The sequence below is a fragment of the Chitinophaga sp. 10T418 genome, from assembly GCF_056394125.1.
Genome location: NZ_JBFTHG010000006.1, coordinates 324,590 through 339,813 on the forward strand (window position 1 = coordinate 324,590; position 15,224 = coordinate 339,813).

General features: G+C 44.2%; 16 protein-coding genes. 5 read left to right on the plus strand and 11 right to left on the minus strand.

Annotation, left to right across the window (positions count from 1 at the left end):
- Window positions 1-111 precede the first annotated feature (111 nt).
- The gene (locus AC1DCV_RS19510) at window positions 112-855 is read left to right on the plus strand and encodes a hypothetical protein (RefSeq protein WP_477024723.1); all 744 of its coding nucleotides are present in this window, start codon (window positions 112-114) and stop codon (window positions 853-855) included.
- A gap of 354 nt (window positions 856-1,209) precedes the next feature.
- Here AC1DCV_RS19510 and AC1DCV_RS19515 read toward each other — a convergent pair whose 3' ends face one another.
- From AC1DCV_RS19515 to AC1DCV_RS19530, 4 genes are all read right to left on the minus strand, one after another.
- Window positions 1,210-1,590 (minus strand): GRAM domain-containing protein, encoded by a 381-nt coding sequence (locus tag AC1DCV_RS19515; RefSeq protein ID WP_477024724.1) that lies wholly within the window; start codon window positions 1,588-1,590, stop codon window positions 1,210-1,212.
- A 67-nt stretch (window positions 1,591-1,657) separates the two neighbouring features.
- On the minus strand, window positions 1,658-2,224 hold the full coding sequence (locus AC1DCV_RS19520; protein WP_477024725.1) for a DinB family protein: 567 nt from the start codon (window positions 2,222-2,224) through the stop codon (window positions 1,658-1,660).
- A 205-nt stretch (window positions 2,225-2,429) separates the two neighbouring features.
- Window positions 2,430-3,176: a LytR/AlgR family response regulator transcription factor gene (locus AC1DCV_RS19525; RefSeq protein WP_477024726.1), complete on the minus strand. Its 747-nt coding sequence runs from the start codon at window positions 3,174-3,176 to the stop codon at window positions 2,430-2,432.
- A 17-nt stretch (window positions 3,177-3,193) separates the two neighbouring features.
- Window positions 3,194-5,104, minus strand: coding sequence for a sensor histidine kinase (locus AC1DCV_RS19530; protein WP_477024727.1), 1,911 nt, complete (start codon window positions 5,102-5,104; stop codon window positions 3,194-3,196).
- Window positions 5,105-5,618: 514 nt separating this feature from the next.
- Between AC1DCV_RS19530 and AC1DCV_RS19535 the strand changes: the two genes are divergently transcribed.
- Together AC1DCV_RS19535 and AC1DCV_RS19540 are read left to right on the plus strand one after the other, a co-directional pair.
- A complete protein-coding gene (locus tag AC1DCV_RS19535) occupies window positions 5,619-6,155 on the plus strand; it encodes a hypothetical protein (protein ID WP_477024728.1) in 537 nt (178 codons plus the stop codon).
- Between the two features lie 19 nt (window positions 6,156-6,174).
- Window positions 6,175-6,540, plus strand: coding sequence for a hypothetical protein (locus AC1DCV_RS19540; protein ID WP_477024729.1), 366 nt, complete (start codon window positions 6,175-6,177; stop codon window positions 6,538-6,540).
- A gap of 127 nt (window positions 6,541-6,667) precedes the next feature.
- On the opposite strand, the gene AC1DCV_RS19545 is transcribed toward AC1DCV_RS19540, so the two are convergent.
- The 7 genes from AC1DCV_RS19545 to AC1DCV_RS19575 all read right to left on the minus strand — a co-directional run bounded on the left by AC1DCV_RS19545 (window position 6,668) and on the right by AC1DCV_RS19575 (window position 12,866).
- Window positions 6,668-7,969: an HlyD family secretion protein gene (locus tag AC1DCV_RS19545; protein WP_477024730.1), complete on the minus strand. Its 1,302-nt coding sequence runs from the start codon at window positions 7,967-7,969 to the stop codon at window positions 6,668-6,670.
- On the minus strand, window positions 7,959-10,166 hold the full coding sequence (locus AC1DCV_RS19550; protein ID WP_477024731.1) for a peptidase domain-containing ABC transporter: 2,208 nt from the start codon (window positions 10,164-10,166) through the stop codon (window positions 7,959-7,961). The genes AC1DCV_RS19545 and AC1DCV_RS19550 overlap by 11 nt, the downstream gene beginning before the upstream one ends.
- 1 nt (window position 10,167) lies before the next feature.
- Window positions 10,168-11,241, minus strand: a complete 1,074-nt coding sequence (gene gwsS / locus AC1DCV_RS19555) for a grasp-with-spasm system SPASM domain peptide maturase (protein ID WP_477024732.1) — start codon at window positions 11,239-11,241, stop codon at window positions 10,168-10,170.
- Window positions 11,241-11,420 (minus strand): hypothetical protein, encoded by a 180-nt coding sequence (locus AC1DCV_RS19560; RefSeq protein WP_441574903.1) that lies wholly within the window; start codon window positions 11,418-11,420, stop codon window positions 11,241-11,243. The genes gwsS and AC1DCV_RS19560 overlap by 1 nt, the downstream gene beginning before the upstream one ends.
- A complete protein-coding gene (gwsG, locus tag AC1DCV_RS19565) occupies window positions 11,398-12,372 on the minus strand; it encodes a grasp-with-spasm system ATP-grasp peptide maturase (RefSeq protein ID WP_477024733.1) in 975 nt (324 codons plus the stop codon). Before gwsG ends, AC1DCV_RS19560 begins: the two co-directional genes overlap by 23 nt.
- A gap of 91 nt (window positions 12,373-12,463) precedes the next feature.
- A complete protein-coding gene (locus tag AC1DCV_RS19570; RefSeq protein WP_441574901.1) occupies window positions 12,464-12,652 on the minus strand; it encodes a hypothetical protein in 189 nt (62 codons plus the stop codon).
- Between the two features lie 37 nt (window positions 12,653-12,689).
- Window positions 12,690-12,866 (minus strand): hypothetical protein, encoded by a 177-nt coding sequence (locus AC1DCV_RS19575; protein ID WP_477024734.1) that lies wholly within the window; start codon window positions 12,864-12,866, stop codon window positions 12,690-12,692.
- Between the two features lie 483 nt (window positions 12,867-13,349).
- Here AC1DCV_RS19575 and AC1DCV_RS19580 point away from each other — a divergent pair, with 483 nt between their 5' ends.
- Both AC1DCV_RS19580 and AC1DCV_RS19585 read left to right on the plus strand, forming a co-directional pair.
- Window positions 13,350-14,093, plus strand: coding sequence for a hypothetical protein (locus AC1DCV_RS19580; protein WP_477024735.1), 744 nt, complete (start codon window positions 13,350-13,352; stop codon window positions 14,091-14,093).
- Between the two features lie 236 nt (window positions 14,094-14,329).
- Window positions 14,330-15,208, plus strand: a complete 879-nt coding sequence (locus AC1DCV_RS19585; RefSeq protein WP_477024990.1) for an aldo/keto reductase — start codon at window positions 14,330-14,332, stop codon at window positions 15,206-15,208.
- The last annotated feature ends 16 nt before the right edge of the window (window positions 15,209-15,224 follow it).

The following is a 15,224-nucleotide window of genomic DNA, read 5'->3' on the forward strand; positions in this document are numbered from 1 at the left end:
GCTTTGAATATTATACAATACGCCATACACTCCCTTTAGATAATCTTCAATTTGTCCCGGAAACAGGTTCCCCGGATTGTGTTATATTTATAGTAATCAAAATAATCTCCCATGGCAAAACAAATGTCTATCATTTCTTTTACGGGAAAACTCGGCAATCTCATTGGGTATAAGCGCAATGGCAACTACTTCCTGCGCAGCATGCCCCAAAGCGTGCAGCAAACGGCTGCTACCCGCCGCGCCTCCCGGCGCTTTGGCATCGCCAGCAGGAAAGGCGCTTTTATCCGTCATGCGCTCTACCCCCACCTGGATATCCATTGTGACGGCGCCCACATCAATCGGCTGAACAAGCTGCTCATTGCTGCCGGCGATCATCATGAAGCACTAACAAGCTTCCGCTTCAATCAGCATACTGGTGTAGATCATTTTTTTCCGGTGGCTCCCCGGCTGTTCAGTAACGGAATATTAAATATTCCCGCACAAACCATCGCCGGGTATCAAGGTATTGCTGCGTTGGAAGTAAAAGTGATCGCAACACGTATTGATTTTATATCACGCCAGGTGGCGGGTAGCGAAACGGTGACGCTCATGATAGATACGGATACCACTTTCCAGGAAACAAACGTTTCGCTCGATGTACCCGGGGAGGGTTCACTGGTAGTCGTTTTCCAGGTAAGAGCGATGTATAAAGATGGCCCATCACGCAGCAGACAATACATGGCCGCCGATATTATTGCGGTGGCAGCGCCACAGGTACCCAAATATGCGCATAAACGTACTTATCCAAAGCGGAAGATATTGCTTCCCAAACTTACCTATACACACGCATATCCAGCGGTCATTCAACTGGAATAAAGCCATCTTGCCTCCGGAGATATTTTGATAAATAAACCCTTTATACCCGCTTCTTTTCAATAGTATATTTCTTTCCGCAGCTACAGCCTAACACTGAAGCAGCCCTGCTATGGCCAGTGCTTACCTCTATCCTTCTTCTAATTCAATTTCACCCCGGTTATACATCCGAACGTCATCCCCGCATCAAGTCCACCTCTCCTGCGCTGCTTCTATATGCACTTAGCGGGTGCTAAGCATAGCCTGGACAGCGTCTACATAATAAAAAGGTAATGTTGACTATAATAAAGGGTGATCTTAATGCACTATATCTTAAAAGAGTATTTAGAGATAACGAAGATAAAATTCCTTCCAAATTTACCGGAGAAGAGGCTTAACACCCTGCATCGCTTTCTGATAAGCGGCATCTATATCCTCCCACTTGCCTCCGCTAAAGTGATAGCTAACACCATCCATCAATTCTAATTGGATGGCCCTTTTATACAAAAGGTATTTAGTGGCTCTAAAACTGGTAATAGTGGCTAATGGAAATGATAAATTCTTTTCTTTCCGTCCGAACAGTCGACCAATCATGTCAAACAAGCTAAACATAGGCCTTCTTTCAAATACAATTCTTTCACTGGTAATGTATAAGCGACCCTGTTTGGCACTGTATTTACCTGTGAGATAAAGAGCATTTCCTTGATACAACAACGTTTCCTGTGGGTTAAGGGGCCACTTGACCTGAATATTATTCATGCTAACTAATGTATGGCTAGCCACAAAAGTATCTTTTTATCCGGAGCTTAAGGAGCAGATAACGGTTTTATTTATCATTAAGCGTTGCCGGTGGAGTCACGCCACACATCCTCAGATAAATCGCCATCTGACCATAATGCTCATTCGCATGCGTAAGCGCATAAAACGCGAGGTCCAGCCTGGGGAGCTTTCTCCATCTGAAGTCAATCATGTCCATTGCATTTTGATCTGTCAATGTTGAAATTGCTTTACGTCCAATTGAGAAAGAGCTTTTGAGGTATTCGATCACCTCCTTTTTGGTTTTAATACTTTTAGGGCCATTTACATCCTCAATGTCAGCACGTATGGAATCGCCGGTAATAACACTCCAGATAAGAATATTGTCGGTGGCCAGATGCATGATTTGCCCGGCAAATGTTCGGACACCACCTAAATTGGCATTTTTTATATGGAGGCTCTCGGGAGTGAAATTAAACTTGCTCTCGGGCATTGCTTCGGCAGCCGCCAGAATATCATTTTCAATCTTATTAAATTGCCTTTCTATTGCTGATGACAGCGACTTTTGCCCAAAACACGGGGCTATCATGATAAGATTGAACGCCAAAAAAATGGTAGCTTTTTTAAGAGATCCCATATGATAACTATTAATTGAGTTATTAATAAGGCATAGTTAAGGAATGATCGTTTTGYGCGGAAGGATAAATCCAATATTTTCAAAAATACTATCTCAAATATATAAAATCGTGGTGCTAAAAAGTTAAAACTTCGGAAAACTGAAAGAAGCTGTCGTGTTTATTTACGAGACAGCTTCTTTTAGTTTTCGCTATGATAAAACCCGCTTAGGAAATGTTTTCGAGGTAATTCAGCACCTCTTCTTTTTTCCTGCTGGAAACGGGCACCTGTTCATTGTTCTGCATTTTTAAATACCCCTCCCGGTAATATTTTTCCACGTAGTGGAAATTAACCAGGTACGACTGATGGCACCTCAAAAAGCCAGCCGGTACCAGTAAACTCTCATAGTCTTTCAGGCCTTTAGAGACAAGGATTTCACGTTTATTCTTCAGGTAGAAGGTGGTGTACCCCTTATCACTCTTGCAATACATAATATCTTCTACAGAAACGATTTCTATATATTCAAGGCTTTTCAATGCAATCCGTTTAGGAGCCGTTCCCCCCTGGGCCATATAATGTTGCCGGGCTATTTCCAGTTGTTGCTGGCCTACATGCTCCTGTTTCCGTTGGTGGAAACATTTGTTCAGCATTTCCGTTAACGCAACTTCATCTATCGGTTTCAGCAGGTATCCGAAAGCCCCCATATTAAGCGCCTGTATGGCGTACTGGTCATAAGCGGTAAGGAAAATAACCTGGAAACCTTCACTACCTATTTCATGAAATAACCGGAAACTGTCGCCGTCTTTCAACCTGATGTCCGCTAAAATAATATCTGGTTTCAATGCCGGTATTTCCCTGGCGGCCTGCGCTACTTCGGGAGAATTTCCAACCACTTGTACAAAAGGAATACTTTGAACAACCTGTAAAAGGTGCTTCAGTATGAGCGTTTCATCTTCGAGGATATAAAGCTTCATGTATAGTTGCTTTCTGGTTAATCTTTAATTTCTGGTATTACAATACGCACGGTAACTCCGTGGGCGCCGTTATTCTCTTTGTTCTCAATTTCAAATTTTGCTTCCTGTCCGGTGGACTTAAAAAGTGCCTCCAGTCTTTCTTTAAGGATAATTCCGGCCAGGGATCTTTTCTTCTGCTGCCCTTCTTTCTTACTGGTAATGCCTGTACCGTTGTCATCTACCACAATAAGCACCTGACCGTTTTCAGCGCGGAATGATACTGTTAAAATACCTTTGTACTGAATATTCCTGAAACCATGTTCTATTGAATTTTCAATAAAAGGTTGCACTAACATAGGAGGTATCAGTATATTTTCAGGATAAAGATCATCGGCTACTGTTACCTGGTAATCGAAAATCCCTGCAAAACGCATCCGCTGCAGCTGAAGATAATTTTTCAACGAGGTGACTTCTTCCTCCAGGCTGATAAAATCCCTCCTGCTTTGTTCGAGTACACTGCGTAGCAGCCCGGAAAATGCGGACAGGTAACGGACAGATTCTTTTGTGTCGCCGGAGGCAACAAGGCTTTGCAGGTTCGCAATGGAATTAAATATAAAATGCGGATTTAACTGCGCCTGCAGTAATTTTTGCTCCATGTTCAGGCGGCTGTTCTCTGATTGCAGCAGTTTGTTTTTTTCTTTCAGGCGATATTGTCTGTGTAGAATGTAGAAGAATAAAAGTATGCCTATGAATACCAGGGATGCCAGTGCCAGCGTCCATCTTTGCTGCCGGATCACTTTTTCGTTCAAMGCATTGCGGCTGCTCAGCTCAGCGATATTCCGGTCTTTTTTCTCTGTTTCATATTTTGCATGTACCTCCTCTACCTTAACTGCTTCTATCTTCCTGAGATTATCCAATTCTAAGGCGAAGGCATAATCTGCCGCTTTCATGGCTTCAGCGTATGCACCTTTCTTTTTATAGGCCTCTATAAGTCCCTTGTAATAACTGGGTTCTTCTCTACCCTCTTTGTTTCTCCTGGCAAGGGCAATAGCTTCCCTGTAGTAGTGGATCGCAGAGTCCAGTTGATTATTACGAATAAAACTGGTGGCTAAATTATTATATGCATACGGCATCAGGCTATTGCTCTTCTTCAAATAATCAACGAAAACCCTGCTGGCTTCAACGGCTTTTTCAGGCTTGCCCTGCCGGGCGTATACCTGGCATAAGTTATCGTAAGACCGTGCAATGGCCATGCTATCACCAATACTTTTCGCGAGATTACGTGCCTTTACATTATACAACATCATCTTTTCATAATCATCTGCCCTGGAAGCCAGCATGAAAGAAATATCGTAATACCGTTGCCGGATCACCGGGTGCGACTTGTAGGGATGATTTTTATAGTATCGCTCGGCGTATTCCAATGACTCTTTTCCATTATGGTTCTGATAGTAGGCTTTGGCCATCAGGTCATAAAAGCGGTAAGTTAGCCTGCTATGGGTGCTTTCCGCTTTTTTCAGGGCAGAAAGCAGGCCATTCATCACTACTCCGTCTACTGTGCCATTGCTGGTCATATTATCCAGGATGCTGTAGGTCTTCAGCATGTCCACTTCCACATCACTCTTCTTCCCGGCCATTTTCCTGTATTCGGCCATTGCGCTGTCCCGCTTTTTCTCCAGGTTGTACCGCCTTGCGCTGAAATAATGATAATAAGCCTGAAGCGTGCTATCAGAAGCATACCGGAGCAGGCTGTCTTCCCGGTAAATAACTTCTTTGTATCCGGCAGATAATAACGTATCCAGGGAAATGACCAGGGACAAATAATCTTTTCCGGATGTTGTATCAAGGGTATTTTCGGGATGATGTTGTTGCTTCTTGTCATTCTTGCAGGAGACAACAATAAGCAGGGTCAAAACACAAAAGAAAGCAAATGAAGTTCTCACATTCATCAATGAAATAAATTTAGCTGCGCAAAAAAACGTAAATATATAAACTGATCCCCTTTTATCCCCTGGTTTTATGATCCTAATTATTTTTTAAATATCTGATTTAAAAAAATACTGCACGCGACCGGGTAAATATCCAATGGTTTCCATCCCTTATCCGTAGCATCTTACCCTATATCTGCACCCGATTCCATTCAGATAAAGGATAATATATTGCAGATATGGACTCATAGGCGGCGAATACCAGTCGCTGGATCCTATCTCCGGGTATGCTGCCTATACTTGTATCCTTAATTTCCCTCTACAGCGTATTTCTGAAACAGTGTTGAAGACTTATCACCAGATCGAAATGCCCTGGCGGAAAGCTGTTTAAATGAAAAGATGCTGAAGGTGGTATCACAATAAAAAGAAAATTATGGAATATAATCACCCAAGTTCACTAAACAAAAGTAAATCCGGGCAAAAATATTTACTCCTCATTACTGCAATAGTAATAACAATTATCTTATCCTGCTATTTGCTACTAAGCCATACAGGCGAAAAGAACAGACCACAGGAGTCGGCTTCACTCGCACCAGCTATCCCCGACAGTACCAATATGAAGCCAGCGAACATCGACTTCTCCCACTCCCCTTTTAGTAGTCTGGATACAAAAACAAAAAAACTGTTACGCTCCCAAAATTATAATGATGGTACAGCGTATTCGATAACCCGGCATGCGGAAAGAGCCCAATCCACCATTTGTTATGGAGATTTTGATGCCGATGGCTACAAAGATGTGGCCATTGTGATGGATAACGAGGATAAACAATGCAGCCGCCTGTTGATCATCTGCACAAATACCGCCACCAAAGAAAAGTTCCTGGCTTTCTCTGAAAACTATCCAGACAAAATAAAAATCAATGCTTTTCCGAAGGGATCAAAGATCATCATGAATAGTGAATCTCCTGAAACATCGGCCATTGACGGCATTATAGCCATCGGGGAAGATGTAAAAATCGCGGTTATGTATGATACACATCTGCAAAAATTCAACACCTTTTACCAGGAATAATTTTCAATAAAATCTAAATATGAAAACAATCAAAACAATCCTTTTGTCGGTGGCTGTAATAGCCACTATACTATTTTCAGCCTGTGGAGATAACGCACCTTCCAAAAACTACTTTTCCGAATCGGGGCTCACGCTGGAAACTTTCAGCAACCAGGAGCTGAATAATCAACTTAAAAAAATAGAACCCTTATACAACGAAATGGCTTTTGCTGTTGAGAAAAAAGACAAGGGTGCAGACGCCAGGCTAAGCGCCTCTTTTTCAGACTGGCTACTGCAGGCGTTGTCATTTAAAGATTCACTACCAATCGAAGAGCAAAAAAAATTTGACGATATGCTTGAAAAGATCAACAGCAAATGGGTAGAGAAAAAGAACAAATTATTGTAAGCAAACATACTGACCAGAAAAGTACAATACGGCCCTTTCATTTATTCCGCTGTGTTACCACCAAAAACAAAAAAACCTTGCAGCGCCATATGCTGCAAGGTTTTAATTATGTAAGAAGGTTGAACAGCTACTCATACCGCAACAGCCTTCTGAGCTGATAAAAGAATCTTTCGATCAACCGCAGGTCTTGTGTAACCACTTCTGCATTGCCTTTTAATTCCTTATCAAAGGGAAGCGTTTTGTGAAAAGATGTCTGAAGGCCATTAGGAAGAATGATATTCACATAATAATTACCATCTTTATCGGGTGCATTGGCAATATTCTTTACCCGACCTTCCACCATACCAAATTCCTGGTAAGGGTAGTTATCCAGTTTCAACAGTACTTTCTGTCCCTCCTTTACCTTGCCTGAATTGGTGGCGGGTACCCGCAGTCCGCCGATGAGCATATCTTTATCATCCGGCATAACGGACAACAGTATATCTCCTGTCTTCACAAACTGGTTCTTGCCAATAAACTGCTGAAAGCCCACCACGCCAGCCACAGAGGAGGTGAGCAGGTAGTTCTGTTCCCAGGCGTTGAGTGATTTTCTCAGTTGCTCGAAAAGTTGCCCGGTCTGCGAACTTAAGTTGATCTTGTCTTTCTCCGCATTGATGGTAGCTCCACTCCTGGTCTTTTCAATGCTGAGTATACCTTCCTGCAACTGCGATATCGTAATATTGATGCTTTCCAGGTTCTGTCCTGCCTGCAGAAACTTCATTCTTTCCTGGCTTAATTCCGCTGCGGACACTACTTTTTCTTTAAAAAGTTCCTGGTACCTGTCGAACTCCCTTTTAGAAAGTTCATACTTCGTTTCCTCCAGACTCTTTTGTTGTTGCAGGGTATGTATCCTGTTGCGTGACTCGGCCAGGCTCTTGTTTGCCGCCGCATAGTCCGGGGAATAAGGTTGCAGCCTGGCATACAGTTGCTCATCTGTCAACGCTTTGGCGAAGGCGTTATAATCTCCCTGGATCTCTCCCAGTTTAAATCCCGCTACTTCACTAAGCGGGAAATACACCAGTCCCTTGTTGCCCAACGAATCAATGATGCCCCTCAGGCGGATCACATCCCGGTAGTCAGCCGTGGATTGTAATACCATGAGTATCTTGCCCCGGGAAACTGCCTGATGGTCTGCCACAAATATTTCCTCTACTTTGGTATTGATTCTGGCTTCCAGCTTCTCCGGCGGATTCCGGGACGAAATGATCACCGTGGAAGGAACAAACTCCGGATACTTTATCAGGCAACTCATCAGTAAAATGAGCAAAATTATCAGCAATATGGTGGTATTACCCCAGCGGACCATCCAATGCGGCGGCTGCGTAAGAATATCCTGCACACCTTCCGAATGCAGTTGAATAGTGTCTAGTATATCTTTTTTAGTTTCCAAGTTCCAACTGATTTTTTACGAGTCTGTAATACTCTTTCCTGAGTGATACCAGTTCATCATGACTTCCTTCTTCCACTACTTTTCCTTTATCCAGTACAATGATCTTATCTGCATTTTTAACCGTTGATAGCCGGTGTGCGATGATGACTGCCGTTTTTCCTTTTAAGAATTGTTCGAGGTTGCCCATGATCGCCTTCTCCGTATTGGCATCCAGCGCACTGGTGGCCTCGTCAAAAAATATATACTCCGGTGATTTGTATACTGCCCTGGCAATAAAAAGCCGCTGCTTCTGCCCTCCGCTGATCCCGATACCTTCATTGCCGATCTTTGAATTATAGCTTAGTGGCAAACTTTCAACAAAATCCCTGATGCACGCTACATCTACGGCCTTCCTGAGCTGTTGCCGGTTGATATCGTCTATTCCTATGGCAATATTTTTAGCGATGGTATCATTGAATACATATCCTTCCTGCATCACCACCCCACATTGATCCCGCCAGTACCGCGCCGAAATATGCTGCAGTTGTACATTTCCGATCTTAATCTCTCCTTCACCGGGCTCGTAGAATTTCATCAGCAGTTTCAACAGCGTGGTTTTACCGCTGCCGCTGGCGCCTACGATGGCGGTAGTTTTGCGGTAAGGTATGCGCAGGCTCAGTTGCTCAAACACGGGTGCTCCCGCACCTACGTACCTGAATGAAACATTATTCAGTGCGATATCCTGTTCTGGTATTTCCACCACCGTCTGCACATCGGCGGGCTCTTCATCTTCCTTGTCATGGATCTCCCCCAGTCTTTCCAGCGATATTTTTGCGTCCTGCATTTGTTTGACAAAGTCCATCAACTGGACCAGCGGGCCATTCAACTGGCCAATGATATACTGCACTGCCAGCATCATCCCCAATGTAAGATTGCCATCGAGTACCAGTTTTGCTGCCAGGAAACTGACAAAGATGTCTTTCATCTGGTTAATGAAATTTGAGCCTACGGTTTGCCATTGTTCCAGCGACAATGACCTGATCTGGATCTTAAACAGTTTCACCTGCATAAATTCCCAGCCCCAGCGCATCTGTTTTTCGGCATTGTGCATCTTGATTTCCTGCATACCATTCACCAGTTCAATCACCTTACTCTGCTCCTGCGATACCTGTGAAAAACGTTTATAGTCCAGTTCTTTTCTCTTCTTAAGAAAGAACGATATCCATCCTACCGACAAGCAGGCCCCCAACAGGTAGATCAGGAATAACCGGTAGTCATACAGCAACAGTACCACGCTGAAAATAACCAGGTTCACCAGGGAGAACAGCGTATTCAGCGAGGAATTGGTCAGCAATTGTTCTATCCGCTGGTGATCATTGATACGCTGCATAATATCGCCGGTCATGCGGGTATCAAAATAGCTGATAGGCAGTTTCATAAGTTTTATGAAGAAGTCAGATACAATAGAAATATTGATCCGGCTGGAGAGATGCAACAAAATCCAGCTGCGTACGATCTCTATTCCCATCCTCCCTAAAAACAACATCACCTGTGCCAGCAACACCAGGTAAATAAAGTTCAGATCATGGTTCTGAATGCCTATGTCTACTATGCTTTGCGTAAGAAAGGGAAAAATAAGTGACAGCAGGCTGCCGGCAAAGAGACCGATTGCCAGTTGCGCGATCAGTTTTTTGTACCTGAAAAAATAACTGAACAGGAAAGAGAAATCCTTCCTGCTACGCGGTGCTGCTGCATCAGCTTCATTAAATGCAGGGGTAGGATCCAGCAGCAGGGCAATGCCTTCCTCATCCCGCTCCTGCTTGCCCCGCCCTACCCAACCATCAATGAACTCCTGTTGAGTATATTTCAGCAGCCCGTAAGCTGGATCGGAAACATACACGAATGTTTGCCCACCGGTTTTTTTTATCTTGTAAACAACAACGAAATGTTGTTGCCCCCAATGACAAATGCAGGGCAACGGCGCCTCTTCCATCAGGGTAATGAAATCTATTTTAACCGCCAGCGATTTATACCCCAACCCCTCGGCCGCAGCAGACAATCCCAGCAAAGAACTTCCCTCCCGCGTGGTTTCTGCCAGCGACCGGATGGTCTGAATATCTATTAATCTGCCGTAATGCTTACTGATGATCTTTATACAGGTAGGACCACAATCCTTCCCGTCCGGCTGCATATAAAAAGGGAATGCTTTCAGCTTCATATTAATTGATTGTCTCGTCCAGCCCATACAAGGCGATGGCTGCATGCTTCAAAGGATTCTCTGCCCATTCCTCCCAATTATTGGTGTACGGATCGTACCCGCATTTAAGTGGCCTGGAATAAATATCCTGTGGATCTTCCAGGTAAGCCCTGCAATCAGTGCATACATGTCTGAACTCACAGTCTTTACAACCCGCTATTTCGTCTTTACGGATTTTTCCATACCGGTGAAACGCCTCATTGTCCAACACTTCCTGCAAGGTTGTTTCTTTCACATGCCCGAAGTGTTCCCGCATAGAAGGACAGTTCCTGATATATCCATTCAGGTCTATACTCAGTTTTCTGTTCAGGCAGGTGTTGTAATGCTGGCTCTCTGTGAACAGCTCCATATTTGAAGTGAAATAGTTCGTACGGATTTCACCACAGGCCAGGCAGGAATTGATTTTATTGCTGAAGAATACCACCGGCACGGAACCATCAAATATTTTTTCCGGCTTATCAGTCGGTGAGGAATGTATCAGCAGCGACTTTACCCGCGGGTATTGTTTCACAAGTTTATCCAGCGTCCGCAGCTCCAGCGCATCATCATATGGCAGCACCAGTTTGATGAATCTCAGGGTGGTGCCGTTAAATATCTCCAGCAATTCGCGGATCTTAGATAATGCCGTTTTCCTGTAACACCTGATCTCCAGCCCCTGTACATGCAAGTCGAACAACTGACGGAAAAAAGTTGCGGTGTAGTTGATTTCTTCATTGTACTCGATGATTACATTGGTAATATCCGAGTACCGGTCCCAGCTGAGGTCCAGTGGTGTCAGTTCCTGCAGCAGCTGATGATCTGTAAACCCCAGTTCCTTGCTGATCAGGAAATCAATGTAACCAGTAATGGCCTCCCGGTTATCTTCTCCGTAATGCGTCATACATTCTTCAATGGAATGATGTTGTAAAAAAATGAGCACATCGGCAGTATCGTTGGGGATATGGTAAAACCTGCGCATCTGCAGATCACAGAGTAGCGACATACGGGCGCCCTTCACGAGCCGGCAGTTTGCGTATAGATTAAAGTATTGCATCATCAGAATTTGGAAATCACTTTATAGAAATTAAAAAGCTCGAACCCTTCGGATTTTATTTTCGGGGCTTTTTCAAATTTGAGAATGGACCTGGTTGTCTGCTGCTGATCTTTTTCCAGGAAATACAGTGACAACGGCAGTCCTTTCTTCTCTTTCAGGTTACTGATGAATTTCTTTTTCATGGGAGCTATTTTTATGGAGCCATTGTGCTAATTTCTTTTCCAGGTAATAGTTGCAGGGATAAGACACCATGCCGAACTGGCCTACCGGGTTAATTTCGAGGAAATGATAGTTCCCCTGCATGTCTACCATCAGGTCAATGGAACCGGTCTTGAAGCGCAGCGATTTCATTAACTGGTCCAGCTTAAGTTCCAGGTCAGCCGGGAGTTTGTAAGGCACTGTTCTGTTGGGCCGCTGGTTGTCGTAGTTCCGGAAATCATCTTTTGTCTTCCGGTTATTCTGGGAAAAAATAGCCATAGAATGGCACTCGCCATCGAGGTAAAAAGTACGTATCTCAAACTTCTTGATAATTTTTTCCTGTATCAGCGAGGGGAAGAATTTTTCAGGTACCTGGTGCAGATTGGCTTTGTTAATGGTTTTGGTAAGCATCTTGTATTGCCCGCCTTCGGCGTCTTCCAGGAAAATGCATTCACTGACAGGTTTTACAATTAGTTCGGGGTGGCTTTCCAGCAGGTGTATAATGGCCGCTTTGGATGTCACCACATCTGTCAAGGGTGTATTGATGCCGCATTTGCGGGCAAGGTTCAATACGTGTATTTTGTTCAGGTTATCTTCTGTCACGGGGTCATTCAACCACTTCTGCCGGTCAATAGTATAAAACAGCAATGAATGAATTCCGCTGAACTCATCCACCAGGAATCGTTTCAGGGTATACTGTGTAGGAAAGTCTTCTTGTTTAAGACTGTATTTTACAGGAAAGTTGCTAATCTTCCTCCGGTACCAAACGGTAGCTATTTCGGTGTTGCCGGGCAGATCACTCAGGTGTTGAATATGGAATAAGTCTTCCCCATTCACCCGCAGGTAGGGTATCCGCAAATGGTTCAACCACTGGCAAACATGATCCGTAGTGCCTTCCAGGTGCGATTGACTTAATATGAGGATTTGCTTGGACATGGTATCTAGTTGATTACTGGTAGTAAGGACTGCCGGCAATAGCCGGCAGTCCTGGGGTTCCGGTCACAACAATGGCCGAAGATGATGTTTATTATTTACCATCAGGTCTGTGGTCGCACAGGTAAACATCCGGACCTGAATAATGCGTAGGCGTGTGAACAGTGGTGCCACAGCTTTCACCGGCATCAGAAAAATCGTTGGAGATAGAAGCAGCCCTGCCTCCTTTGATTGTTTCCAGGGATTCTACTTTCTTTGCATTCAGTTTTGTTAACTTTTCCATAGTTTTTAATTTTTTAAAGGTTTACGTTTGGGGGAGATTACTTAGGGTCTTTACGGGTATCGGTTACCCAATGCTGACCATTCCACGAAGCATAATTTTCTGTGGTTATTTCCTGATCGTCTACTGAAAACTCTGGTAAAAATGCGTATCTACCGCCTTTTACAGTTTCCGGAGTTGTTACCTTTTTGGTAACCAATTTTTCTAACTGTTTCATGTGATTTGATTTAAATTCTGGTTTAAAATTACGCGGCCAGCGTAACTCCACCGATGCTGAAAACATATCTGGATGGTTGCGACCCATATTCGTAGTACTTTGCGAAATAATTGCAGTGGCAGGCAATCCACATTTGAGAAATGGACCTATTAAATACCCGGGAGTCATTGGCTAAAATAAAAAAGCGCGTTACCATTCGAAAAAGGCATCACGCTTTCTGACCCTGATAACACACTTAGCATGTCTTATTTATTACAGCGACTTTTCTTCGTCAGGAAGGAAAGCCGCTTGCACATCATGTATTTCCAACACACTTTACCTGCTACCGCAGAGAAAAAACATATGCACTGTAACTCAATAGCAGCAATGGTTACAGGAACATTATATTTCTCCGGTTTTTAAAAAAATATAATATACTCCTGCCATAGATTTAGTAGGAATAAATATATATTTGAGCGAGTTTTAAACCCTCACTACTATTTTATGAAACGCACCAAAATCCATGTTAACTCAACCCTCGCCCTGCTGTTAGCAATTGTTACCATTACAAGCTGTAAAAAGGAAAACCTGAGCAAAAGTCCTGTAGCACCGGAAAACACTGTAGCGGTACAAGCCGTAGAAGATCACCTTACTATCACGCCCGAKAGACAAAAGGTGATCGATTTTTTCAACAAGAACAAAAATGCCCGTGGTGAAGCCTCGGGTGCGGTAGCAGCTGCCAGTTACCGTTCTTTTACAATCAACTATTCAGGTAGTGTTCCTAATGACATCAAAGCTTTGGTAAATGGAGAAATTGACCAGCTCTACAACACCAGCATTACCAGCACCACCAAATCACGCATGACCGGCGCCCCTATCAATGTATATTCCAGCCCTGGTAGTGGTGATTTGTTTTACACTAACGGTAACGTATACATTGTAAATTTTGCTACTTACCGTAGTGTACATACAGGTCCGGGTAATGTTATCTTTCACGAATTATTCCACTATCTGCATGACCGGTGGGTTTCTGGTGGATTTAACAATTCTACTATTTACAACCTTTACAGTGATGCCTACTACGCAGGTATTTACCCTTCCTCCGCTTATGTGCTGAGTAATCAGGCAGAATACCTGGCGGTTTCATCGGAAGCTAATTACTGTAACACCAACAGGCCTCCGTACAATTCGGCTACACTTGGTTCGCTGGATCCTAACTGTAAAAGTTACCTCACCACCAATTTCTGATCTGTTTCACATTTTTTTCAAGAACCGGTTGCTCCCTGGCAGAGAGCAACCGGTTTTTTTTACAACGTTCACAGATCACTAAAATGGATATTAAAAATGTGATGTAGGTCACACGGTTGCCTGAAATTTCCTGCCGTACTTTGTTGGGTGCTTTCAAAGCAACATCAGTCTGGTTGATCAACAGAAGAGCGCACTTAATATTATAAAAAATGAAGACAACAAATAATACCATCCATATGCCGCTGCTCGGGTTTGGCACCCTGATTTCTGATCCAGCAGAAACCATCACTGCTACCCGGAACGCGCTGGGAGCAGGATTCCGCCACTTCGATTGTGCAGAACGATACCGGAACGAGCGAGAGGTAGGTGAAGCGTTGCAGGCTGGACTTACTGCCGGAGGTATTGCCCGCGAAGACATCTTTGTCACCACAAAGTTGTGGAACACAAATCACCGGCCCGACCGCGTTGAACCGGCATTCGAGGCGAGTTTGAACAGACTCGGACTGGAGTACCTCGATCTCTACCTCATTCACACACCGTTTGCATTTCAACCGGGAGATGAGCAGGATCCGCGGGATCAAAACGGGCAGGTCATTTACGACCGCAACGTAACTTTGTCCGACACCTGGACGGCGATGGAGCGTCTCGTGGATGGTGGTAAATGCAAGGCTATCGGATTGTCTGACATCAGCCTGAACGAACTGTTGCCGCTCTACGAATCAGCAAGAATCAAACCCGCTGTAGTCCAGGTCGAATCACATCCGTATCTGCCGGAAACAGTGTTGCTGGAGTTCTGCAGGGAGAAGGATATCGTGTTTCTGGCATTTGCACCGTTGGGTCACGGAATAAAGCCCGGACCACTCGAAGATCCGGTCATTTTGTCGATTGCTGCACGGGTTGGAAAAACACCAGCGCAGGTATTGCTGGCCTGGGCGCTCCAACGCGGCACGGCTTTGCTGACCACACCCAGAACTGCTGCCCGGGCAAGAGAAAATTTTGATATCTCCACCTTGCCGGAAGACGCATTTGATGAAATCAATCGCATTCAAACCAGGCAGCGATTCAACGAAGTAGTGAAGACAGGCGTGCCAGGTTTCATTGCACGCGTTAATTGAACGAAAAACCAAACAA